The organism is Streptomyces sp. DSM 40868, assembly GCF_011820545.1.
GTDB lineage: Bacteria > Actinomycetota > Actinomycetes > Streptomycetales > Streptomycetaceae > Streptomyces > Streptomyces eurythermus.
The window spans coordinates 8,369,131-8,392,355 of record NZ_CP050504.1; the positions used below are offsets into that span (position 1 = coordinate 8,369,131).

Here is a 23,225-nt window from a genome sequence, read left to right on the forward strand (position 1 = left end):
CCGCCCGTGCCGGTTCAGTCCTCGGCGAGCGCGGCCCGGAGCGTGTCCACGGCGAGGGCGATGGCGGACCGGGCGGCGTAGGTGTCCCGCAGGGCGTTCAGCATGACGAAGTCGTGGATGATGCCCTGGTAGCGCACGGCGGTCACCGGCACGCCGGCGGCGCGAAGTTTGTTCGCGTACGCCTCGCCCTCGTCGCGCAGGACGTCGGCCTCGGCCGTGATGACCAGGGCGGGCGGCAGGCCGGTGAGCTGTGCGGTGGTGGCGCGCAGCGGGGAGGCGGTGATCTGGGCGCGCTCGCCCTCGTCGGTCGTGTACTGGTCCCAGAACCACTTCATGCCGTCGCGGCGAAGGAAGTAGCCCTCGGCGAACTGGTGGTACGAGGCGGTGTCGAAGGACGCGTCCGTCACGGGGTAGAAGAGCACCTGCTGGCGCAGAGGCACACCGCCCCGCTCCTTGGCCATCAGGGTGAGGGCTGCGCTCATGTTGCCGCCGACCGAGTCGCCGGCGACCGCCATGCGGGTGGCGTCCAGGCCCTTGTCCGCCCCGTCGGTCACCACCCAGCGGGCCACGGCCCAGTTCTGCTCGACGGCCACCGGGTAGCGGTGCTCGGGGGACAGGTCGTACTCCGGGAAGACGACGGCGGCACCGGTCCCGACGGCCAGCTCCCGCACCAGCCGGTCGTGGGTGTGGGCGTTACCGAAGACCCAGCCCGCGCCGTGGATGTAGAGGATGACGGGCAGCTTGCCCCGGACGCCGGCGGGACGCACGACGCGCGTCTTGACGGATCCGCCGGAGGGGACGGCGACGGTGACCCACTCCTCGTCGACCTCGGGCTTCTCCACCGGTCCGGATTGGACGTCGTCGACGGCCTTGCGGCCGTCCGCCACGGGGATCTGGAAGAGGAACGGCGGCTTGGCGGTGGCCTCGGCGAAGGCCGCCGCGGCCGGTTCCAGGACAGGGGTGACAGGAGCGAACTCGTGCATGGCTGAACCCGTTTCGTGAGGGACGCAGATACGTTCGGCGCGCCTCCGTGAGGCGGCACACCGGACGTTATGTCCCTTCGCGCGGCGCGAACCGGCGCCCCGTGCACAGGTCTTGCCCGAGGGCGCACGGCGCGACTGCTCGCCCCTCGATTCCGCGGGACGGGGCCCCTCACCACCCCCGGTGCAAGGCGACGTGGAGGATGTCCACGGTCTGCGTCCGGGCGGCCCGGCCCGCGTCGCTGTCCCGGAGCATGTCGAACAGGATGAAACCGTGGATCGTGCCGTGGTAGCGCACGGACACGACGGAGACGCCCGCCGCCCTCAGCTTCGCCGCGTACGCCTCGCCCTCGTCGCGCACCACGTCGGCCTCCGCGGTCAGGACCAGCGCCGGCGGCAGCCCCCTGAGGTCGTCCGCGGTCGCCAGCAACGGCGACGCGGTGATCTCCCTGCGCCGTGCCGCGACGGGGACGTAGCTCTGCCAGAAGCTCCGCATGACGGTGCTGCGGAGGAAGTAGCCCTCGGCGAAGTCCTGGTAGGACGCCGTCCGACCGGTGGCGTCCGTGACGGGGCAGACCAGGACCTGGTGGACGAAGTCCACGCCTCCCCGCTCCTTGGCGAGCAGTGTCAGGGCGGCGGCGAGGTTGGCGCCTGCCGAGACGCCGACGACGGCGATGCGGCAGCCGTCGAGCCGCCAGTCGGCGCCGTTCTCCGCGATCCAGCGGGCGACGGTGTAGCTCTGCTCGACGGCGACCGGATAGCGGGCGGCCGGAGCACGGTCGTACTCGGGTACGACGACGGCTGCGTCCGAACCGAGGACCAGGTCCTCGAGGAGCCGCTGGTGCGTGGTGGCGGTGGTGTGGGCCCAGCCCAGGCCGTGCAGGTAGAGCACCACGGGCAGGAGCTCCTCGCTGTCGGCCGGCCGCAGGATCCGCACGCGGACGCGGTCCCCGTCGCGACCCGGGAGCGCCAGCCACTCCTCCTCGACGTCCGGTGTCCGGTCGGCCTCTCCGCGCAGGGCGGCGAGCGCCGCTCCGGAGAGAACGGGCCCCGCTCTCCCCGGCACGCCCGGGCATTCGTGGGCCTCGACGAAAGCCTGGGCCAATTGTTCGAGGACCGGAGGCGGTCCGGCGACATGTTCCACGACACACTCCCGCGCGTGGGCGCGATCCGGGACGGAAGAGCTGACGGATCCGTCGGCCCGGTCCGCTCCTGACCGCGGCAGCGGCCGCCCGGGCAACGGACCCCCAGCCTACGGACCGGTCGGGGCTCCGCGGCCCCTCCGCACCGGCCATACGTGCCTGTCCGTGCACACCTCTTGTCCCAGAGGGCGGCTGACGCTCCGCCCTGGGCCATGGCCGCACGTCAAATGACCTATGTGGGGACTTCCCACGCCGCCGAGCATGTGAGGGAACGCACGTGGCCGTTCGCACCCCCTGAGCGGAGAGTTCGCCGACCGGCCGGCGCCCGAGGACAAGGAGCACGCGTGGGACACGTTCTTCGGGACATGGCGGCGGGACGGGAACACGAGGTGCCCCGACCGTGGCAGGACGCCTTCGACGGTCTCCTCGCCCCCGTCCGTCTCGTGATGCGTACCTCTTCAGTAGACCTTCCGCCACCGTCGATCACCCATCTCGGCTATCTGAGCCTGCTGCTCGCCGAAGCGGGGCCGTCGCAGATGAGCCGCACTCCCCGGCACATCGCCCGCAGTCCGGCCGAACGGGTCGCCGTCGCCCTCCAGCAGTCGGGCACCGCGTTCCTCACCCAGGACGGAAGGAGCACCGCGCTGGAGCCCGGAGAAACGGTCTTCATCGACCCGCGCCGGCCCTTCGCCCTGGACCAGCGCGAGTCCTTCCGGATGCTGCTGGTCTCCCTGCCCCGGCAGACGCTGGGCGACCCCGCGGACCACCTGTTCCAGCTCACCGGGCGTGCCGTGACGGGACGGAGCGGTGTCGCCGCCCTGCTGATCCCGTTCCTCGAACGTCTCTCCCACCTCGCGGACCAGGTGACTCCGGCCACCGGTGACCTGCTCGCCGGGAACACCGTCGAGTTCATCGCCCTCCTCGCTGACGAACTGCTCGGGAGGGACCAGGAACCGCCGGGCGACACGCGCGCCCGCCTTGTGCCGCGCGTCCGTGACTACATCGACCGGCACCTGGGCGACGCGGACCTGACACCGGAACGAGTGGCCGCGGCCCACTACATCTCGGTGCGCTATCTCCACCGTCTCTTCGAAGGGGAGGGGACGACGGTGGGGCGGCTCATCCTGCGGCGCCGGGTCGAGGAGTGCGCCAGGGAACTTTCCCGTCGAGGACGCGTCAGCCCGACGGTCTCGACGGTCGCCCGCCGCTGGGGCTTCCAGAGCCCCGCACACTTCAGCCGCGCCTTCAAGGGGGTGTTCGGCGTGCCACCGCGGCAGTGGAGACTCGCCGGTGACCTGGCGGAGGGCACGTCCGGCCCGGAGCTGTCGAAGGGAGCACAGCGCAACGCCGTGAACTGACGCGCCCCGGGCGTCAGTCATCCGACCTACGTACCGGAGGCGGGGCACGCCGAAAGTGGAGGCACGGACCATTCGCGCACAAGACCGGAGGAGCCCACGGTGCCGTCCCCTGAGCCTTCACTCCATGGACCGGACCCGCGTTCCGGTCCGGGTCTCCAGGCCGTGGGTCCGGAACGGCCGTCGTACGTCCGGATCGGTGTCGTTGCCGGCGAGGAACTCGCCCACGCACGCACCCTGCCGTCTCGGGCGGCCGACGAGCCGGACTCCCGCGAGATCATGGTCTGCGCCCCGCTCCGGGGCGGCCTCCTCCTCGCCCCCGAACGCGGTGGCCTGGTGACGCCCGGGAGCCTGGTCCTGGCCGACTCGGCCGCCCCGGTCATGGTGAGCGGGACGGCCGGATGCGCCCTGGCGGTGCTGAGCGTGCCACGCCGGCTGGTGCCGTTCCCGGACGACGCCCTGGCGCGGACGACCGGCTGGGCGTACGACGCTTCGACGGGCGTCGCCTCGTTGCTGCATCCCCTGCTGCTCTCCCTGGCCACGGCCGAGGGCTCCTGGGGAACGGAGGAGGGGACGGGCGGAATGGCGACACGGCTGTGGAACCAGGCGGCGGACCTGCTCACCAGCCTGGTGGCCGAGGAGGCCGAGCGTGACGCCCGCCCCGGAGAGAGCGGCCTCACGGACGGCGACCGCCGGGCGGCGGACGAGATCCGGCGCTGGGTGAACTCCAGGCTTCCGGACCCCCGGCTCCGTCCGGACGCCATCGCGGAGGCCCACCACATGTCCGTGCGCCGGCTGCACAAGCTTTTCGCGGGGGAGAACGGCACGATCGGCCGCTGGATACAGCGGCGCCGGCTGGAGGAGTGCCGGCGGGAACTGGGCCGCGGCGGCAGCGGGGTGAAGGTCCAGGCGGTGGCCCAGCGCTGGGGATTCGCCACGGCCGCCCACTTCAGCAGATGTTTCCGCGCCCGTTACGGGATGTCGCCGACCGAGTGGAGGGACCAGCGGGCCGAGAACGGCTCGGTGGAGCCGACGACAGGGACTGGCGCGCTCAAGGGCTCGGTGAGGACGGAAGCCCTGCCCTCGCGGCGGGATCACCAGGGGGCGCCGGCCGGGCGGGAACCGGGCTCAGTCCTGCTGGGCCGAGTCGTCGGCCAGTGCCCGGGAGATCCCGGCCCTGGAGGTGACTCCGAGCTTGGGAAAGATCTTGTACAGATGCGCAGCGACGGTACGAGGTGACACCTGCAGGGCCGTACCGATCTCCTTGTTCGTCAGGCCCGTCGCGGCGAGCTGGGCGATGCGCCGTTCCTGGCCCGTCAGGAGCCCGCGTCCGCCGAGCGTCGCCATCGCCGGTCCCGCGGCGGCCATCTCCTCCTCGCAGCGCTCGGCCCAGGGCTCCGCGCCCAGCCGCCTGAACGCCTCGTGCGCTCGGTGCAGTACGTCGCGTGCCTCCGCGCGCCGCCGCCGGCGCAGCCACGAGCCGTGGGCCAGTCGCAGCCGGGCCATTCCGAAGACCCAGGTCTCGGCGCCCTCGACGGCGTAGGCGGCCTGGTACCGGACGTCCGCGACGTCGTCGGTCGCGGCGACGGCCGAGGCCGCGGCGAGGAGGAAGGCGTGGTGACCTGAGATGTCGGCCATCCGCGCCGCCCGCCCGGCCTCGACGTGCGCGGCGGCCTCGCGTCGGCGACCCGTGTGCACGGCGGCCACCACGAGGTCGAAGAACGGCAGGTGGAACCAGGGCAGACCGCGCGGCAGCACCCCGGGGGGCATGAGCTGGACCAGGAGCAGGTACGCCTCCTCGTACCGGCCGTGCGCCAGCGCGACCAAGGCCCGCAGGTGGACGAGGTGGTCGGTGACGAACCGCATCCGGGCGCCCGAGGCCGTCGGCTCGATGAGCGCCTCCACCTCCCGGAGCCCCTGTTCGTCGCCCCGGCCGGCCAGGAAGTGCGCGTAGTAGTGACGGAAAAGCAAGGCATTGCAGTGGTAGCCGCGGTCGTCCGCGGCCTCCGCCTCCCGCAGGCACGCGGCGGCGCTCTCCCACCGGCCCCGCAGGTAGTCCTGGTAGAACCGGGCCTTCGCGACCGAGCCCTGGGTGGCATAGGCGTGCTGCCCCGTGAAGCGGCGCCACAGCGTCTCGTCGGCCGCGTCGACCGCCGCCGCGGTCCACAGCAGCAGCCACGCTGCCCCCGCCTCCTGCTCCTCGCTCATCTGCTGCGTCAGCAGGGCGAGTTCACGGGCCGCCCCGTGCGCCGTCCGGGGCGGGTCGGACCAGACCGCACGGCACAGCCGGGCCAGCGGAGAGACGGCGCCGGCGTGCTTCTCCAGAGCGCGCCGGCCCCGGGGGTCGTCGGTGTAGGAGGTGGCGAGCAGGAGCTTGAAGTACATCTGCTCCGCCAGCCCCTCGAACGGCTCCACCCCGGTCCGCGAGAGGAGGTCCAGGGCCTGCGGCAGCAGTGTGAAGGACGACTCGAAGTCGATCCGGTGGCTCTGGTCGACGTACACCACCGCGTAGGCGAAGAGGGGCGCGAAGCCCGGAGGTACCGGACGGCGCTGGAGCTCCTCCACCAACTCCGCCGTGTGGGCGAGCCGTCCGCCCCGCGCCGCCATGACGGCGGCCCACGTCAGGCGTGCCGTGTGGGACGCAGCATCGGCGCTCAGGGCTGCCGCCCGGTCCATCAGCACCGCCCCCTCCGCGTCGCCGCCGCGTCGCGCGATCTGCCGCGCGGCCTCTTCCAGCCGCTCGGCGAGGGAGGCGTCCGGCAGGACCGCGGCCAGCGTCTCGTGCCGAAGCCGTCGGGGATCACCGGTCTCCAGCCGCCCCGCCAGGAACCGGTGGGCCGCCCGCTCGTCCTCGGGCGAGGCCAGGGAGATCACCGCACTGCGCACCAGGGGATGGCGGAAGGCCAGGGCACCGTCCCCGTCGAGGTGCGCCAGCCCGCTCTCCTCAAGGGCGGCGAGGACCGCCGCAGGGGTCCCGGGCGCAGCGGGGACAGGTCCAGCGCCCGCCTCCCGCACGTCCAGCCGGCCACCGAGAGCGGCCAGGAGCAGGACGTGCGCGGCGTCAGCGGGCAACGACCGGATCCGCTCAGCGAAGAGGTGCTCCAGCCGGTGCGTCAGTGACATCCGGCCGGGCGCCCCAGGGACCCCCGCGTCGTGCTCATCCTCCGGCAGCGCGGGCAGCTCCAGGAGGGCGAGCGGATTGCCGGCGGCCTCCGTCAGCACCCGCGTGGCCGCGGCCGCGGGCAGGGTCGGGTGGTGGCGGCGCAACAGCGCCTCGGCGGCGTCCGGTTGCAGTGCTCCCACCCGTACCGGCTCTGCGGTCCACCGTTCGGTGGCCGGACCGTCCTCGCGGCCCGCACCGACGAAGACCACGGGCAGAGCGGCGACGTGCCGGTGCAGAAAGTCGAACACCGCGGTGCTGGAGTCGTCCATCCACTGCACGTCGTCCACCAGGATCAGCAGCGGTCGGTCGCGCGCGGCCTCGGTGAGCAGGGCGAGGGCGGAGGCACCCAGCGGGGCCGCACCGGCAGGCGGTCCTTCACCCAGGCCCAAGGCGCACTCCAGCACGTCCCGGTCCCGTGCGGGGAGGGTTCTGGAGCGCTTCAGCAGCGGCCAGAAGACCTGGTGGAGGCCTCCGAAGGCGAGCTCCGCCTCGGCCACGGCCCCTACCGCCTGCACGACGGCGAAGCCGCGCCGCCGCGCCGCGTTTCGTGCCCAGGTCAGCAGTGCCGATTTGCCGATGCCGGCCTGGCCACGCAGGAGGACCGCCGTTCCTCTCCCGTCGGAGATCGCCGCCTCCAGGGCACAGGACAGCAAGGCGGTCTCCCGCTCCCGCCCCAGGAGTTCCCCGTCCTCCGCCTCACACACCCGAACGTCGCCCCCCCATACCCCGTCTGCCGGTGCGCCCGTACCCGTCCCCGCGTGCGCCGGCCCGCCACGAGAATATCGCTCACGCCCATGTCACAGCTCGGAATGTCGTGACGGCGGCCGTCAGGGCGCTCCTCTCTCCCCGGAGTCCACCGGTCCGTCCGGGTCGCGCACCGCGCCGTCCAGGAGTGTCGCGAACCGCCCGGCCAGGCGACCGGCGGCCCGCTCCGGGACGATCGAAGGCCGGAACTCGAGCAGGGGACGCACGGCGTCCCCGACGCGGTCCGCGATCAGCCCGAGATCCACCTTCGCGGCGTCGTGCACCCAATCGGCCTCGGTCACCACACATCCCTCCAGCAGCAGCCGCGGCTGCACGTCGCCGCTGCGGTAGGAGAAGAGGGGGACGACGCTGTCCGCCGGAGCCGGGCGGAGCGGGTTCCCGGGGCCCGTACCGCTCTTCTCGGCCTCCGACCAGGCGTCGTGCACCCGGCGCAACGCCTGACGGAAGGTGGTGCCGTCGGGGAGCGGGACGTCGAACCGGCGGAGCCGGGTGAAGAAGCCCGTGATCGCGGCGAGCTGCGGGTGGTCGCGCCCAGAGACGGGGACGTCCACCACCACGCGAGGAGACGACGTCCGGCGTGCCGCCAGTGCGAAGGCCGTCAGGAGCACGGTGAAGATCGGCACCCGTTCCTGACGAGCGAGGCTCTGCGCCTCCAGGATCGGTACGGGAGCCGTCTGCAGGCGCCGCCCCGGTCCGCCGGCCGGACGGGGGAGGACCCGGGGGAGGGGACACTCCGGGTGGGACGCTCTCCCGGCCTGCCAGTGGGCCCAGTCCGCGTACTGGATGTCGAGCGGCGGGAGGACCGCGTCCGCCCGTTCGGTGTCGGCGTAGTACCCGCCCAGCTCATCCATCAGGATCCGCAACGACCAGCCGTCGGCGGCCAGGAGGTGGACCGCCAGGACGACGAGGTGTTCCCCGGCCTCGCGCCGTACCACCAGCACACGCGCGAGAGGGCCTCGGGCCAGGTCGAACGGGCGACCGGCGAAGTCTCGCAGGAGGGCGCCCTCGTCAGCGAACGGGGACGGCGTGCCCGAAGTGGCGGAGGGAGCATCCGCGACGGTCAGTTCCCAGGGCGTCACGTCGGGTGCCTCGACGCACTGCCGCCGGATCGTGCCGTCCTCGTCGGCGAGGAAGGTCGTGCGCAGGGGTTCGTGACGGGCGGTGAGCGCGTCCAGGGCCCGCCGCAACCGGGGGAGGTCGAGGGGACCGCGCACGTGATGGGCGAGAAAACTCACGTACGCGGAGGGATCGGCGCCGGGGCCGAGCTGATCGAGCAGCCAGCGCTGCGGCTCCGCGAGCGGAAACCACACACGGTCGTGCGACGGCACGGTCTCACGCCTCCTCGGCCGAACGGCGCCTGGGACGGCGCGGGATGAGCTCCTGGACCGCCGGCCGCGCCAGAGCCGCCACCGCGACGGCCGTCGGCGCCCCGAGGAAGGGCTTCAGGAGGATGTCCAGGCCCAGTTCGGAGCGGGCGAGCAGGGTGAACCGGAGCGCGCCGAGCGAATCGCCGCCGAGCTCCAGGAAGTCGTCCTCCGTCCCCATGTCGGGCACCCCCAGGACCCGGCCCATCAACCGGGCGAGTGCGGCGGCGTGCCCGCGCGACCCGGCGCCGGACGGAGAATGGGGCCTGAGGCTCGTCCCCTCCGCCCGCGTGCCGGGGACCGAAGGGGAGGGCTCCACGTCCTCGGCGGCCCGGGGCGTCCAGTACGGAAGCTCCTCCATCGCCGTGCGGGGGTGGTCGACCACCGTGCGCAGGACGGCCTCGTAGCAGTCCATCATGCCGCGCACGGTGTCGTCGTCGAGCCGCGAGGTCTCGTACTGCCAGGTCAGGGTGAGTCCCGCCGGCCGCTCCGCCGGGAGGACCGGGCCACGGGAGCGTGGTATGCGCAGCAGACCGTCCGGGCCGATCCCGCTGCGGTCCGGCTGTTCCTCCTGGTGAGGGAAGCCGGTCACGCCGAGTTCGAACTTGGCCGCGCCCAGGGGCAGGCCTTCGCGGACCGTGATGTCGAGCGGTGACTCGGGCAGGGCGGGCAAGGGGGTGTCGTGGAAGCTGAAGGCGGTCTGCACGAGCCGGTTCCTCTCCCCGGCGGTGCGCCGCGGGTGCAGGGCGATCACCTCCTCGAACGGCAGCTCTTGGTGCTCGTACGCGTCCAGGCAGGTCGAGCGCACCTCCGCGAGGAAGGCGGAGAACGACAGGCCGGGGCGCGGTTTCCCGCGCAGCACCACGGTGTTGACGAACATGCCCACCACCTCGGCCGTACCGGGGCGGCGCCGGTTCGCCATGCCCGAGCCGACGAGCATGTCCCGTGCGCCGGTCGTCCGGTGCAGGACGGCCAGGAACGCGGCGAGGGCGACCATGAAAACGGTGGCGCCGTGCGCACGCCCCAACACCTCCACCCGGCCCAGCAGTTCGGCCTCCAGGTGCAGGCGCTGCTCCGCGCCCTCCGCACCGGAGACGGATGCGGACGCCTTCCGGGCAGGCAGCGGCAGGGGCGGCGGGGGCGAGTCCAGTGCGACGCGCCAGTACGCCCTCTGCCGCTCGGCCCCGGGCCCGGCCGTCCAGTGGCGCTCGGCGGCCGTGAGCGCCCCGTAGCCGGGAAGGGCCGGCTGGATGTCTATGCGTCCGTGGCGGACGTGTTCCGCGTAGCCCCGCACCAGGCAGGCGAGGAGCAGCCGTGCCGAGTGCCCGTCGTGGACGGCATGGTGCTCGGTCTGGACGAGGACGTGTTCCTCGTCCGCTGTCCGCATCAGGTGCCAGCGGATCAGGGGCCCCGCCGACAGATCGAAGGGTCGGCGGGCCTCGGCGAGGGCGGCCTCGGACACGGCCCGTTCGACGTCCGGGGCCTCCCGCAGATCGCTGTACCGCACCTCCGCGCGGGCGGTGGCATCGACCACGTAGCGTGGGGTCCCGTCGTGGACCGGGAGCCGGCAGCGCAGGACTTCGTGACGGTCCACCAGCGCCTGAAGGGCGGCGCGCAGGGACGGCTCGCACAGGGGGCCTCGGATCCGGGCCACGGAGGCGGCGTGGTACGCGGGTGTCCCGCCGGACATGGTCTCCGCGAGCCAGACACGCTGCTGGGCGGCCGAGCAGGGCGGCGGTCCGGCGCTCTCGCCGGCAGGCAGCGGCAGCGGTGGGCCGTCCTCCTCGACGGGGGCGGCGAGGGCGGCGAGTTCGGTGATGACGGCCCCTTCGAGGACGGCCCGCAGCGGAAGGACCGTTTCCGTTTCCGCCCGGACGCGTGCGGTGAACTCGACGGCCTGGAGCGAGCCCCCACCGTGCGCGGTGAGGGAGTCGTCGGCGCCCAGGGCCCCTTTGCCGAGGACCTCCCCCGCAATGCGAGACAGACGGGCGGCAGGCCCCGACAGCGGGGCCGTGGCGGCGGCCTCCCGCCCGGGCGGCGGCAGCAGACTCCGGTCGACCTTGCCCGAGGGGGTCAGCGGCCACGCGTCCAGCACCGTCACCGAGGCCGGCACGAGGTGGGTCGGGAGCACGTTGCGCAGCTCGGCCCGCAGGTCATTGCCGTGACGCCGCAGGGACGCCGAGTCCTTCAGCGTGACGTAGCCGAGCAGCCTCCGCCCCTCCACGTTCTCGTCCACCATGACCACCGCGTCCCGGACGTCCGGCAGACGCACGAGAGCCGATTCGACCTGGGCCGGGTCCACGCGGTACCCGTTCACCTTGGTCTGCGCGTCCAGGCGTCCGCCGAACTCCAGTTCACCGTCGGGCCGCAGCCGGCCCCGGTCCCCCGTGCGGTAGATCGGACCGGGAACCGTGCCCGTGGGATCCTCGACCAGACGGCGCGCCGTCTCCTCCGGGTCACCGACGTACCCGGGTGTGAGACCCCAGCCGCCGATGCAGATCTCGCCGAACTCCCCGTCGGGGACGGGCCGCAGCGCGTCATCAAGGAGCAGGATCCGGCGACCGGGGACGGGACGGCCGACGGGGACGGTGCCGGAGGGCGGGGCCGCGGGGTCGACCGTGTGCAGGGTCGCGCAGACGGTCGCCTCGGTCGGGCCGTATCCGTTGACGAACTGGACGTGCCCGGCCCATCGCCGGGCGGTCTCCGGGAGGCAGACATCGCCCGCGCTCAGCAGGACTCTGAGGCCGGGGAAGTCCGTGGGTCGCAGGGTGCGGGCGAGGACCGCCGGCACCGTCGCGTGCGTGGTGCCGGTCTCGGCGGCCACGGCGGGCAGCGGGCGGCCCAGCCTTTCCTCGTCGAGCACTTCCAGACGGCCGCCGTGGCCGAGCGCGAGGAGCAGGTCGAAGACCCAGCCGTCGAAGAGGGGGGTGAACACCTGCAGCACCACGCTGCCCGGTCCGAGTCCCGCGATCGCGTGGCGCTGCGCCGCCACCAGGTGGGGCAGCCCTCCATGGGTGACCGGCACGAGCTTGGGGCGCCCGGTGCTGCCCGACGTCCGGATGAGGTACGCCCAGCTGCCGGGCTCGGGCGCTCCGGCCTCCGGCCTGCCCTGGGAGGGGACGACGGGGGGCCGGGCCGCTTCGACTCGTGCCAGGTCGAGCACCGGCACCGGCAGTCCGGGTCGGCCTGGGGTCCCGGGCCCGGACCCGGCCCCGTCCTTCGAGCGGGTGACGCACAGGACGGCACCGGCCTGCCGGAGCCCCTCGGCCGTCCACGTCGTCCGGTCGGCCGGATCGAGGGGCATGTAGGCCGCTCCCGCGTGCCAGATCGCCAGGACGGCCTCGGCGAAGTCCACGCTCCGCGGGAGCAGGACCCCCACGACGTCACCGGGCCCGATGCCCCTCACGCGCAGCTGGGCGGAGAGCCGCCGTACGCGTTCGACCAGTGCCGCGTACGTCACCGTGCGCCGGCTGTCGCCCAGCGCCGGCGCGTGCGGGGTCAGCTCGGCGAAGTGGGTGATCGCCGCCCAGGGTTCGGCGGGAGGTTCCTCGGCCGGCGGAGCGGTCACCTGCCTGGTAACCGGCAGCGTGCTTCTGGCGGGCGTCTCGTCGGGCATGGGCGTCGCGATTCCTGTCCGGAGGGGGGCGGTCGCCCGGCGGCCCGGTAGCCGGTGGCCGGCCGACCTGTGGCAGGCGCACGGGAGGTGTCCGCTCGGGAGCCCCTGCGCCGGGAGCAGATTATCCAGCCACTCGTTTCCGGACACGACCAACCCTGCCGGAACGCCCTCGCGCCCCGGGACGACGCTCGCTCTGACGGCCGGACTTGTGACACCGTCAGATGCCTTGCGCGCCAAGGACGTAGGCCGTTGCCGCGAAAGGCAGCACGGTCCGACCGCTTCCCTGGCGGGAACGCCGGGCCGGCGTGGCGGCAAAGGTGACGTCAGTGGTGGGCGTGGACGACGGCGTGCCCCTTGCCGCGGCCGATCATCCACTTGTTGACCGGGGTGGTGACCACGAACGCGATGGCAAATCCACCCAGGAGCGACGTCCAGAACAGACCGTCCGTCAGGTGGGCGTCCATGGCCCCCGGGACCAGGGCGATGACGCCGTTGTCGATGAGCTCCATGACGGCGATGGAGACGCTGTCGGCGGCCAGGGCGACCTTGAACGCGGCGCCGAGGGTGAGCCCGGCCCGTACGAGGGCGGTCAGGGTGGTCGCGTAACCGAACACGAAGGCCAGTGCTATGGCCAGGGCCATCGTGGGAGCGTTGCCCCATCTCAGCGCCGTACCGATGACCATGCCGAGAATCTCGCCCACGGCACAACCGCTCAGACAGTGCGCGGTCGCCTTCGCCGCGGTGCCCCAGGAAGCGCCCGTGCGGTGGTGCGCCGTGCCTTCCGGGTCGGTGGCGTGTGCGGTGTGGGCCGGTGGGCGGGACACCCCGTGGGAGTGGTTCATGAAAGGTTGCCTTTCTGCTCGTCACCTTGCCGCGATGGGTAGGCGCCGGAGCTCCGTTCCGCGCCATTGATCTCGAATCACCGTAGGGAGGCGGATTCGGCGCTTCTATCCCCAGCGCGGCCCCTTCTGTTCCAGGACTGCACGCTCGTACGCCCGCCACCGAGGGCACCGGCCCACGCCGGGACCAGCGATGTGCACGCTGAGGAAAGAATCCCGACCGGCCGGAGATGTCTCATGGAGTCGTTCGACGCATCGCGGAGGAAGTGGTTCAGGCTTTCCCGCTGGGCCGTTCGGCCCGGCTGGTACACCTGCCACTCCTCTCGTGGTGACACGGGAAGGAGGTGGACGGCATGGGAGCGTTCCCGGGTAAGCCCTGGTAGGGAAACCGGAGGCCATCCAGATGGCGGGGACGAACGACGCCCCGCCATCGCTCCGCGCGAGCCACGGAGAAGCCGAGAAGGAGAAGCGGAGAAGTCGGAAGTGGACCCATGCCTGCGTTCTTTCAGCCCTTGCGGTACGCGCGGTTCCGTCGCCTGTGGCTGAGTCAGCTCGCCAGCTCCGTCGGCGACAGCGCCTTCGCCGTCGCGATGGTCGGGATCATCCTGAACGAGCGTCGAGCAGCTGACCTTGGTTCCGCCCTGGCCTCGGAGGGCGTCGCACTCGCCGTGGTGACCTTGTTCGCCGGTGTGTGGGTCGACCGATCGTCCCGGGCGCGCGTCATGGCCGTTTCCGACACCCTCAGGCTCACGGCCGTCCTCGGATTCCTCATCGCGCCCTCGGATCTCCCTCTGTGGCTGCTGATGACACTGGCCGCGATGATGGGCGCCGGCGCCGCCCTTTTCAGGCCCGCCTTCGGGGCCCTCGTACCGTCGCTCGTGCCTCCGGAGGCGATTCCCGCGGCGAACGCTCTCCGGTCGGCCGCCCTCCAGTTCTCCGCCGTCATCGGGCCGGCTGCGGGCGGGATTCTCCTGGCGACCCACGGCGCGGACAGCGTCCTGCTCTTCAACGTGGCCACCTTCCTGGTCAGCATTCTCACGCTCATCGGCACGAAGGACCCGCGCCCCGTACGGCCGCCGTCGCGCAATGCGTGGCAGGAAGCGCGCGCCGGATTCGGTGAGGTGAGAGCCAGGCCCTGGGCACTTGCCATGATGGCCCTGGGGTCGGTACACGCCCTCGTCGTGATCGGCCCGCTCCTGTTCCTCCTCCCCGACCTGCTGCGAAAAGGAGGCCACTTCGCCTCCTACGGACCTCTCATCGCCCTCCAGGCGTCCGGAGCGCTGGCCGGCGGCATCCTGGCCGCGCGATGGACACCACGGAACGCGGGCACCGCCGTCATCTGCGCGAACGCGGCGGCAGGGCTCCAGCTCGCCTGCCTGGCCTACGCCGCGCCCGTGCCGCTGATCGGTTTGGCGGCCTTCGCCACCGGGGCCGGGTACGCCTTTGGCGGGGTCGTCTGGATCAGCACCCTGCAGCGGAACGTACCGAACGAGACTCTGGGCCGTGTGCTCTCCCTCGACACGCTGAGCGGTTACGCGCTCATGCCCCTCGGCGTCGCGGTGGCACCGGTGGTGGTGAGCACCCTCGGCAGTCGGACGTTCCTTCTGGCGGCCCTGACCGCGCTGCTCACCGCAACGGCCTTGCCCCTCTTCTTCCGGGACGTCCGCACAATGGGCCGGAGCACGCCCTGACGACCTGACCCCCGCATCGCGGGAAGACCGATGCTCGGGCGCCGTCGGTTCACGACAGCCGCTGACGTTGACAGATCGCCTTTCCATGGCGGAACCATTCGGGCACGCGACCGTACCCCGGTCCGTACCCGGTGCAGCAGCCTGGCCAAGACCCACCGGTGGCCTGGCCACCTGCTCCGAGTCTGTTGTCGGCGGGGCTTCTTTTTGAGCGCCCAGTGCGGTTCAGACCTTCTCGGCAATCACGCGCGGATGGTCGGCAGTGAGCAGGGTGATGTACTCAACGTCGGACGTCAGGATCGTGACCCGTCCCGGCTGGGCGAGAGCGGTGGCGCAGAGCATCGCGTCGATGGCGTACTTGTGGCCGTGGAGCCCGGCCGTGCGCAGCAGGGTGGGCGGACTGGGTCAGGGCCTGGGTGATGGGCTCGAGCCGCAGTCGGGACAGCGTCCACTTCAGTGCGGCGTTGTCGATCCGGGGGTGGATCACCTCGACGAGCGCAGCAGCCGAGGTGATCACTGGTAGGTCGGCGTCGCGGGCGGCGGTTAGCCACTCGTGGACTTCGTGGTCGCGTTTGACGGCCTTGGCCAGACCCTCGCTGTCCAGGACGAGCGCGCCGCTCACGCGGCCGCCCCGGCGTCGGAGGAGGTTCCACTGATGAGCTCGGCGCGCTTGGCGGCCACGGCTTCGGGATCGGCGGGGCCGTGGGTCCTGTCGAAGTCGGCGATCAACTCGTAGAGGTTGTCCCGCTCGATCCGCCACTGCGCGGCCTTCTCCAGGTACGCGGAAACGCCCCGCTTACCGACCCGCTCACGGATCGCCTGCAAGGTGCCGGCGGTCAGGGAGACGGAGATGCCGCTGGTGGGGCCGTCGCCGGGCGGGAAGTCGGGGGCGTCGCCGTCGGCCATGCGTACGGCATGTCGAATGCTATATGGCGAGACTCTTGGCGACGGGGAGCCGGGATGCCCATCGGGCGTGCGTCAGGGGGCGCGCGTAGCGCCCGTTGTGCACGTAACGCACATTGATCTTGAGTCCGTTTTGCGTCTCGCGAGCCGCTGAACTGCGCGTTTCCTTAACGTGTTTTGGCTCTACATGTTTGCGATGACGCATCATGTGGAGTGCGTGGCGATTCTGGAGCCTGTCGGTAAGAGCTGCTGACCTGCGGTTTCGGTGGGTGCGCATGATGTGCGCTATGGGCTTTACGGGCGATATCTTGACGCTCGAATGACGCTCTGCGAGGTATCTTGACGCTCATTTGACGCTCTTTCTGATGGGGCATCAGGTGTATCGCGCTGCTGTTCAGGCGGTCTCCTGGTTTCGTAGGTGTGGCGGGCTGTCGGGGGCATCGAGCTGCTCACCCAGCCACCACCGTCCGGACCGCAGCCCCCGAGCCAGCAGGGCCGTTGTCGGGACGCGGTCCCGGGCGAAGTGAGTCGCCAGCGCCTCGACATCGGCCTCCCTATGGCGATCGCGTACTTTGACGAAGCATGATGGCCGCGATACGGCCGACGGTTGGATGTGTGTTCCTCCCTCACGTCTGCTTCGGAACCGGAAGCGCACACGCGACACGCGAATCGCACCTAGGCTGTATGTCCGTATTCAGTAACTCTGTTACCCGATGCGCACCCATAGAGGAGCGAGCGGTAGGCTGTTTCCACTGCTCACGCAGCCTGGCGGTCGCCCTCCGGGACGACCGAGGATCGCAACGAGCACAGCGATCCGGAGCCGGGCATCCTCCCGCAGGGTGGCGGTCGCGCTCCGGGACGGCCGAGGATCGCAACCACTCCGGGACCACCGCATCCGGGTACACGACGTCCAGTTGGCGGTCGCCCTCCGGGATGGCCGAGGATTGCAACGGCACGCTGGAGCACATGAACCGCACCGGCGAGATGTGGCGGTCGCCCTCCGGGGCAGCCGAGGCTCGCAACGCCGTGCTGACGGGGCGGGGCGTGCGCTGGGTGGAGGTGGCGGTCGCCCTCCGGGGCGGCCGAGGATCTCAACATCGACCCTGCGTACCTGCACGGCGAGCACGCGAACCTGGCGGTCGCCCTCCGGGACGACCGAGGATCGCAACCTGCCTACCTGCGGAAGGTGGAGCCGGGCCCCTACGGTGGCGGTCGCCCTCCGGGGCGGCCGAGGATCGCAACGTCGTCTCCCAGGTCCCGGCCGACGAGCACCGTCTAGGCCCTGTCGTCAAATGATCTTGGCTGGTGGATCATGGTCGTGTGATGCGTCGTCATGAACTGTCCGATGCCGAGTGGGAGTTCGTTCGGCCGCTGCTGCCAGTCTCGTTGCGGGGCCGGAAGCGGTTGGACGACCGGACGGTCCTCAACGGGATCGTATGGAAGTTCCGTACCGGAGTGGCCTGGCGGGACGTGCCTGAGCGGTACGGACCGTGGGCCACGCTGCACACTCGTTTCCGCCGGTGGGCCAAGGACGGAACGTTCGAGCGGATGCTGCGGGCAGTGCAGGCCAAGGCGGACGCGGCCGGGGACATCGACTGGCTGGTGTCGGTCGACTCCACGATCGTGCGGGCCCACCACCACGCCGCCGGAGCCCGAAAAGGGGGCGTCGGGCACTCGGACGGTCGCGAGGCAGTCTGACCAGCAAGACATCTCATGTCGTTGGAGGTCAACTTCGGTGGGCAGGCGGCGAGTGCGACAGGTGCGGTGAAGGCCCGCTCGGGCTCGTAGGGCGTGCGGTTCTGCAGGCAGTGGTAGAGGCAGCCGAGGAGCTTGTTGCACAGGTTTCGCAAGGCGGCGGTGTGTCGTTCACCGGTGGAGCGTCGAGCGTCGTAGTGCTCGCGAGGCTCGTGTGAGCGCAGAGCGTCGAAGGCCCACATGTAGCCGGCGGAGGCCCGCCGCTGGTTCTTGACCGTTCTGGCGACCACGACGCGGCTGCGACCTGAGGCGCGGGTCACCGGGGCGGCGCCTGCGTATGCCTTCAAGGCCCGGGCGTCGGCGAACCGCTCCCGGTCGTCGCCGACCTCGGCGAGGACACGGGCCCCGGACGTTACCGACAGCCCGGGGAAGCTGATGATGATCTCCGAGTCCGGGTGGGCGAGGAACGCTTCCTCGGTGGCCGTCGCAAGGTCGTCGACGCTCCGGCAGGTTGCGTCGAGCTGCTGGATGAGGGCCTGGGCCTGCTTGCCCATGGCCTGCTCGACCATCGGCAGCTGGTGCAGGCAGCCCCTGCGGAAGATCTCCCGGAGCCGTTCCACCTCGGGCTCGGCCCCACGCCGCAGCCGGCCGGCACGGTTGAGCAGAGCACGCAGCTGGCTACGGGTGAGCCGGGCCGCTGCCGCCGGGGTGGGTGCCGCGGCCAGGACCGCGCGGGCGTGCTTGGAGTCGAGGCCCAGTGTGCCGGAACCGTGGAACGCCTGGAGGGCGGCTGGGTAGTACTCGCGCAGGTGAGAGCGGAGTCTGTTGACCATCTGGGTCTTGTCCCAGATCGCGTCCTGATGGGCTCGGGCCAGGACGGCGACGGCCTGGACGAGTTCGCTGTCGGCGGGCAGTGGCCGGTGGGCGGCCATGTTGGTGCGGAGGATGTTGGCCAGGGCGCGGGCGTCAGCGGCATCTGACTTGGCCCGGGCGATGCTGCTGCGGTCGCGGTAGCGTGCGGCGGCCAGTGGGTTGATCGCGTAGATCTTCCACCCGGTGGCCCGCAGACTGGCCACCAGCAGGCCGCGCGGGTCTCGATTGCCACGGGTATGGGCTCCTCAGGACTGTCGCCGTGGCGGGCCAGCAGCTCCAGCAGGGCATTGAAGCCGGCGCTGTCGTCGCTGATCCTCAGCTTGGCCAGTTGGGTGCCGTCCTGGTCGACCAGCGCGATGTCGTGGTGGTTCTCAGCCCAGTCGATGCCGCAGAAGACCTTGCTGAACCTCGTTCTCCTGTTTGCGCGTTGTGAGTGTGCTGGTTGGCTCCGTGCGGAGCACGCGGCGCTCTAATAGAAGTGCTCGGGGCACGCCATCTCATGAGCCGTTCGTGTCTCCAGCGACCGGCAGGGACCTCGGTCTGCTGGAGAGCTCTGGGCTCGCGAACTTCTGAGAGGTCGGCCCCTGCCGGCGGGCTGGGGACATGAAAACCTGGCTGGGTGCGGTGCCACCGGGCGGGGCGCGGTCTTGCTGAAGGGATCGCGTCCCCGGATCCACCTTGGGCCTCCACCCGGCGGCACGGTGAGGAGGAGCCGGTCTGACCCGAGGGATCACAGTCCCGGAACGGGGGCAGGCTTCCACCTCACACAGCGGGCCCTTGCGCTTCCGTGCTCGGGCTCACTGCTGAGCTATTAGATCCCCCCGGCCTGCCACGGCAGAGGCCGTCCGCTCGCTTTCGTCCTAACGGGCGGCAACACCAACGACTGCACCCGGTTCACCGCCGTGATGGAAGCGATCCGGGTGCCCCGCCTCGGCCCGGGACGACCCCGCACCCGGCCCGATCACGTCTTGGGCGACAAGGGTTACAGCTCGCAGGCGATCCGCACCTGGCTGCGGCGCCGCGGTATCCCGCACACGATTCCCGAGCGGGCCGACCAGGCCCGCAACCGGGCCCGGCGAGGCAGCCGAGGAGGCCGCCCGCCGGCCTCCGACCGTGAGGTCTACAAGCACCGCAACGTTGTGGAACGGTGCTTCAACCGCTTGAAGCAGTGGCGGGGCATCGTCACCCGGTATGACAAGACCGCCCAGTCCTAGTAGCCGGGGAAGATCCAGTCGGCGGGTGGGGTGGTTCGGCCGATGGCAGATGTGGCATGCGGCAAGCGCATCGGAGTCCGGATCGCCCGCAAAGGCATCGAGTTCAGCGAACGGCTGGGCCGCCGCAGATGGGTGATCGAAAGGACCATGCCGTGGCTGTCCGGCTACCGCAGACCCAATCCCCGCTACGAACGCAATCCCTTACCTCAACGTGGGCAACGTGCCGCTTGCGAGGTGAACCCCGGATCCGGCAGCGGGGCTGGTGCGTGCCGGAACCGGGGTCGCGGTGGGCCCCTTTGGGGCTACTTGACTGCTCCTGCGGTGACGCCGCGGGTGAGGGAGCGCTGGAAGAGTAGGAAGAAGACGACCATGGGGATGACGCCGAGGAGGGCGGCGGCGCTCATGGCGGTGGGGTCGCTGGTGTACTGGCCCTGCATGACGGACAGGCCGAGGGGGACGGTCTGGTTGTCGTTGGAGATCAGCAGGACGAGGGGGTAGAGGAACTCGTTCCAGCTCCAGACGAAGAAGAAGACGCACATCACCGACAGGGTGGGCCAGCTCATGGGCAGGATGATGCGCCAGAGGATGGTCCAGCGTCCGGCACCGTCGAGGGAGGCGGCTTCGATAAGTTCCTTGGGGAAGCCGGCGAAGACGGAGGAGAGCAGGTAGGTGCCGAATGCGCTGTAGGTGACGCCGACGAGGATGGTGTAGCCGAGCTTTCCGTCGTACAGGCCCATCTCCTTGAACAGGTAGTAGACGGGGTAGACCAGGCCCTCCTGCGGCAGGACGTTGACGCCGAGGAAGAAGACGAGGAAGGCGGTGCGCCAGCGGATGCGGCCGATGCCGATGGCGTAGGCATTGAAGAGGGCGACGACGACGGCGATGAGGACCACGCCGAGGCTGATCTCGATGCTGTTGATCAGTTTCTGGGTGAAGTCGACGCGCTGCCAGACATCGCTGATGATGTCCCAGTTCCAGTGTTCGGGCCAGGACAGTGAACCGTGGGAACGGTAGTCGGCGCTGGTCTTGAAGGAGTTGAGCAGGATGATCGCGAACGGGGCGAGGAAGGCCAGGACGAAGACGGTGACCGCGGCCACGACGGCGTAGGAGCCCGCGCTGCGGCGCTTGCCTGCTGCCCGGCGCTTGCCGCGCCTGGGTGCGGCGTGGCCGGCAGGTGCCGTCTTTACCGGGCGGGGCATGGTGGTGGTGTCGGTGGTCATGGTCATCCGTCCTCGCGGGCCTGGCGGGTGAGCATCGTCCCGGCGATGATCAGCACGAGCAGGGTGATGGTGCTGGAGATCGCGGATCCGTAGCCGACGTCGGCGCGTTCGAAGAAGTTCTGGTAGGCGAAATAGGCGGGGACGAGGGTGGAGTTTCCGGGGCCGCCGCCGGTGAGGACGAAGACTTGGGCGAAGACCTTCAGGCCGGCGATGGTGGTGGTGACGAGGACGACGTAGACCTCGGGCCGCAGGATGGGCACGGTGATGCGGGTGAAGCGCTGCCACCAGGTGGCTCCGTCGAGGGAGGCGGCTTCGTAGAGTTCGGGGTCGATGCGCTGCAGGCCGGACAGGAAGAGCACCAGGGGGTAGCCGAGCTGCATCCAGACCAGGACGCCGAGCACGACCCACAGGGCGAGGTCGGGGTCGCCGAGCCAGTTCTCGGCCAGGGAACCGAGGCCGATCTTGGCCAGGAGGCTGTTGAGGGCGCCTTCGGGGGCGAGGATCCACCCCCACATCAAGCCGGTAACGGCGACGGGGATGACCTGGGGGAGGTAGAGGCCGGAGCGGAAGACGCCGACGATTTTGTCGCCGTGGTTCTTGCCGATGTAGTCGAAGAGCAGGGAGGCCAGGAACAGGCCGAGCAGGGTCGGTACGACGGCGATGCCGATGATGACGAAGGCGATGTTGCGGAAGGAGGCCCAGAAGTCGGCGTCCTGGAAGAGGCGAGTGTAGTTGTCGAGGCCGGTGAAGGTGGGGTCGCCGATGCCCTGCCAGGTGGTGAGGCTGTAGTAGAAGGTCATCACCAGCGGGACGACGAGGAAGAGCAGGCTCAGCAGTAGGCCCGGTGCGAGGAAGAGGGCGTATCCCGTGGACCGCGGGTGACGTTTGCTTTTCACTGTTGCTCCTAGGTGGGCGGGACGGCGGCCCGGTGGGCCGGGGTGCCGTCCCCGGGGCGACGCGGTGTCCCGGTCGGCAGTCCGGCCGTGGGCGGGGCTGGGCTGCCGTTGCCGTGACGGGCTCGGCCGTGGATGGGGAATCCTGTGGCCGGGCGGTCTCAGTGCCGGGATGCGGTGTACTTCTCGTAGGGCGCGGCGAGCTGGTCGAGGATGGCGTCGGGCTTGCCGCCGTTCATGAGGTTCTGGGTGGCGGCCAGCCAGGTGTCGAAGTAGCCGGCGACGGGCCAGTCGGGGTAGAAGGCCAGGCCGCCGTTTGCCTGGTCCTGGTCGAAGGCGTTGATGAGCTGCCGGGACCTGGGGTTGGTGATCTCGTCGGGCTTGGCGGCGAGGGGGATGTTGCCCTCTTCACCGATGAGCTTCTGGATCTTGGGTGACATGGTGATGTCGATGAAGTCCTCGGCGAGCTTCTTGTTCTTCGCCTTGGTGGGGATGACCCAGTTGTTGCCGCCGGCGCCGAGGGTGATCTTGCTGCCCGGGTAGGGGGCGGTGGACCACTGGAAGTCCTTGATGTCGGTGGTCAGGCCGCCGAACCACCAGTTGCCGCCGACCATGATGGGCCGCTTCTGGGAGACGAACTGCTCGGTCATGTCGGTGCCCTTGAGGCCGACGTCCTTCTGGTCGAAGTAGCCGTTGTCGACCCACTCCTTGAACTTGTTGGCGGCGTAGGTCATCTCGGGGCCGTGGAAGTCCACCTTGCCCTGGTAGCGCTGGTAGTCGTCGACCCACTTGTGGTCGGCCCTGGAGAGGGCGAGCAGGTAGAGCCAGTGCATGGCGGGGTGGTCGTTGCCGGCGTTGGCGAGCGGGGTGACGCCGGCGGCCTTGAACTTGGCCAGCGCGGCTTCGAAGCTGTTGAAGTCGGTGGGCTTGGCGACGTGGTACTTCTTGAACAGGTCGTCGTTGTAGTAGGCGAGGACGAACTCGCCGTAGTTGGGCACGCCGTACCACGTGTCGCCGCCCATCTCGCCGTTCTTGTCGTAGCGGGCGGTGACGGAGGCGCTGTCGCTGATCTTCTTGTCCCAGCCGTGGGCCTTGACGATCGGGGTGAGGTCGGTGAGCAGGCCCTGCTTGGCGAGCAGGCCGGTGGTGGCGTTGCCCTTGTTGTACTCCATGACGTCGGGCGCCTTGTCGGAGTTCAGGATCATGCCGGCGTTCTGCTGGATCTGGTCGAACGTCTTCTGCTCGAAGACGACCTTCACCTCCGGGTGGCTCTTCTTGAACTCGGTGACGGCCGCGGCCCACGCCTTGCCCAGGGCGCCGTCCTTGTCCTCGTAGTGCCACAGCCGCAGGGTCTTGCCGTCGCCGGCGGCGGAGTCGGAGCCGCCACAGGCGGTCAGCGGGGCCAGCAGGGCCAGCGCCGAGACGGTCAGCAGCAGCGGCTTTCTGCGCAGGGGGAAGCGGGTGCGCGGGTTGTTCATGGCTGTTTTCCTCGCGTGTGCGTCGGTGCGTTGGAGC

13 protein-coding genes and 5 pseudogenes are annotated in these 23,225 nt (G+C 70.8%); 6 read left to right on the plus strand and 12 right to left on the minus strand.

Translation table 11 applies throughout. The features are described from left to right. Positions 1-14 precede the first annotated feature (14 nt). A complete protein-coding gene (locus tag HB370_RS37545) occupies positions 15-983 on the minus strand; it encodes an alpha/beta hydrolase (protein ID WP_030794466.1) in 969 nt (322 codons plus the stop codon). 169 nt (positions 984-1,152) lie between these two features. Next, positions 1,153-2,124, minus strand: a complete 972-nt coding sequence (locus tag HB370_RS37550) for an alpha/beta hydrolase (RefSeq protein ID WP_030794463.1) — start codon at positions 2,122-2,124, stop codon at positions 1,153-1,155. Between the two features lie 342 nt (positions 2,125-2,466). Between HB370_RS37550 and HB370_RS37555 the strand changes: the two genes are divergently transcribed. After that, positions 2,467-3,480 carry a helix-turn-helix domain-containing protein gene (locus HB370_RS37555; RefSeq protein ID WP_244405794.1) on the plus strand — a complete coding sequence of 338 codons (1,014 nt, stop codon included), beginning with the start codon at positions 2,467-2,469 and terminating at the stop codon, positions 3,478-3,480. A gap of 162 nt (positions 3,481-3,642) precedes the next feature. Next, complete coding sequence (locus tag HB370_RS42240) at positions 3,643-4,716, plus strand: AraC family transcriptional regulator (RefSeq protein ID WP_244405796.1); 1,074 nt, start codon at positions 3,643-3,645, stop codon at positions 4,714-4,716. Here HB370_RS42240 and HB370_RS37565 read toward each other — a convergent pair. The 4 genes from HB370_RS37565 to HB370_RS37580 form a co-directional block, all read right to left on the minus strand. Further along, the gene (locus HB370_RS37565; RefSeq protein ID WP_030794453.1) at positions 4,606-7,344 is read right to left on the minus strand and encodes a LuxR family transcriptional regulator; all 2,739 of its coding nucleotides are present in this window, start codon (positions 7,342-7,344) and stop codon (positions 4,606-4,608) included. The two genes, HB370_RS42240 and HB370_RS37565, sit on opposite strands and share 111 nt — an antisense overlap. 123 nt (positions 7,345-7,467) lie before the next feature. Next, positions 7,468-8,733 (minus strand): condensation domain-containing protein, encoded by a 1,266-nt coding sequence (locus HB370_RS37570; RefSeq protein ID WP_030794450.1) that lies wholly within the window; start codon positions 8,731-8,733, stop codon positions 7,468-7,470. 4 nt (positions 8,734-8,737) lie between these two features. Beyond that, positions 8,738-12,385 carry a non-ribosomal peptide synthetase gene (locus tag HB370_RS37575; RefSeq protein ID WP_037703384.1) on the minus strand — a complete coding sequence of 1,216 codons (3,648 nt, stop codon included), beginning with the start codon at positions 12,383-12,385 and terminating at the stop codon, positions 8,738-8,740. 323 nt (positions 12,386-12,708) lie between these two features. Further along, complete coding sequence (locus HB370_RS37580; RefSeq protein WP_030794446.1) at positions 12,709-13,227, minus strand: DUF4396 domain-containing protein; 519 nt, start codon at positions 13,225-13,227, stop codon at positions 12,709-12,711. 488 nt (positions 13,228-13,715) lie between these two features. Between HB370_RS37580 and HB370_RS37585 the strand changes: the two genes are divergently transcribed. Next, positions 13,716-14,915 (plus strand): MFS transporter, encoded by a 1,200-nt coding sequence (locus HB370_RS37585; RefSeq protein ID WP_030794443.1) that lies wholly within the window; start codon positions 13,716-13,718, stop codon positions 14,913-14,915. Positions 14,916-15,137: 222 nt separating this feature from the next. Here HB370_RS37585 and HB370_RS37590 read toward each other — a convergent pair. Then, positions 15,138-15,534 (minus strand): annotated as a pseudogene (locus HB370_RS37590) (DNA-binding protein). Next, positions 15,531-15,818, minus strand: coding sequence for a hypothetical protein (locus HB370_RS37595; protein ID WP_030794440.1), 288 nt, complete (start codon positions 15,816-15,818; stop codon positions 15,531-15,533). The pseudogene HB370_RS37590 and the gene HB370_RS37595 overlap by 4 nt, the downstream one beginning before the upstream one ends. 1,320 nt (positions 15,819-17,138) lie before the next feature. Here HB370_RS37595 and HB370_RS37600 point away from each other — a divergent pair. Continuing rightward, a pseudogene (locus HB370_RS37600) lies at positions 17,139-17,521 on the plus strand (IS5 family transposase); the annotation flags it as partial. A gap of 36 nt (positions 17,522-17,557) precedes the next feature. On the opposite strand, the pseudogene HB370_RS37605 reads toward HB370_RS37600, so the two are convergent. Beyond that, positions 17,558-18,768: pseudogene (locus HB370_RS37605) on the minus strand (IS110 family transposase); the annotation flags it as partial. A gap of 439 nt (positions 18,769-19,207) precedes the next feature. Here HB370_RS37605 and HB370_RS37610 point away from each other — a divergent pair. Both HB370_RS37610 and HB370_RS41455 read left to right on the plus strand, forming a co-directional pair. Further along, positions 19,208-19,597: pseudogene (locus HB370_RS37610) on the plus strand (IS5 family transposase); the annotation flags it as partial. 78 nt (positions 19,598-19,675) lie between these two features. Further along, positions 19,676-19,792 (plus strand): annotated as a pseudogene (locus HB370_RS41455) (IS5/IS1182 family transposase); the annotation flags it as partial. A 107-nt stretch (positions 19,793-19,899) separates the two neighbouring features. Here the strand turns inward: HB370_RS41455 and HB370_RS37615 are convergent. The 3 genes from HB370_RS37615 to HB370_RS37625 all read right to left on the minus strand — a co-directional run bounded on the left by HB370_RS37615 (position 19,900) and on the right by HB370_RS37625 (position 23,188). Then, positions 19,900-20,817, minus strand: coding sequence for a carbohydrate ABC transporter permease (locus HB370_RS37615; RefSeq protein WP_244405798.1), 918 nt, complete (start codon positions 20,815-20,817; stop codon positions 19,900-19,902). A gap of 2 nt (positions 20,818-20,819) precedes the next feature. Then, a complete protein-coding gene (locus tag HB370_RS37620) occupies positions 20,820-21,713 on the minus strand; it encodes a sugar ABC transporter permease (RefSeq protein ID WP_037703510.1) in 894 nt (297 codons plus the stop codon). A 158-nt stretch (positions 21,714-21,871) separates the two neighbouring features. After that, the gene (locus tag HB370_RS37625) at positions 21,872-23,188 is read right to left on the minus strand and encodes an extracellular solute-binding protein (RefSeq protein WP_106980834.1); all 1,317 of its coding nucleotides are present in this window, start codon (positions 23,186-23,188) and stop codon (positions 21,872-21,874) included. Between the last annotated feature and the right edge of the window lie 37 nt (positions 23,189-23,225).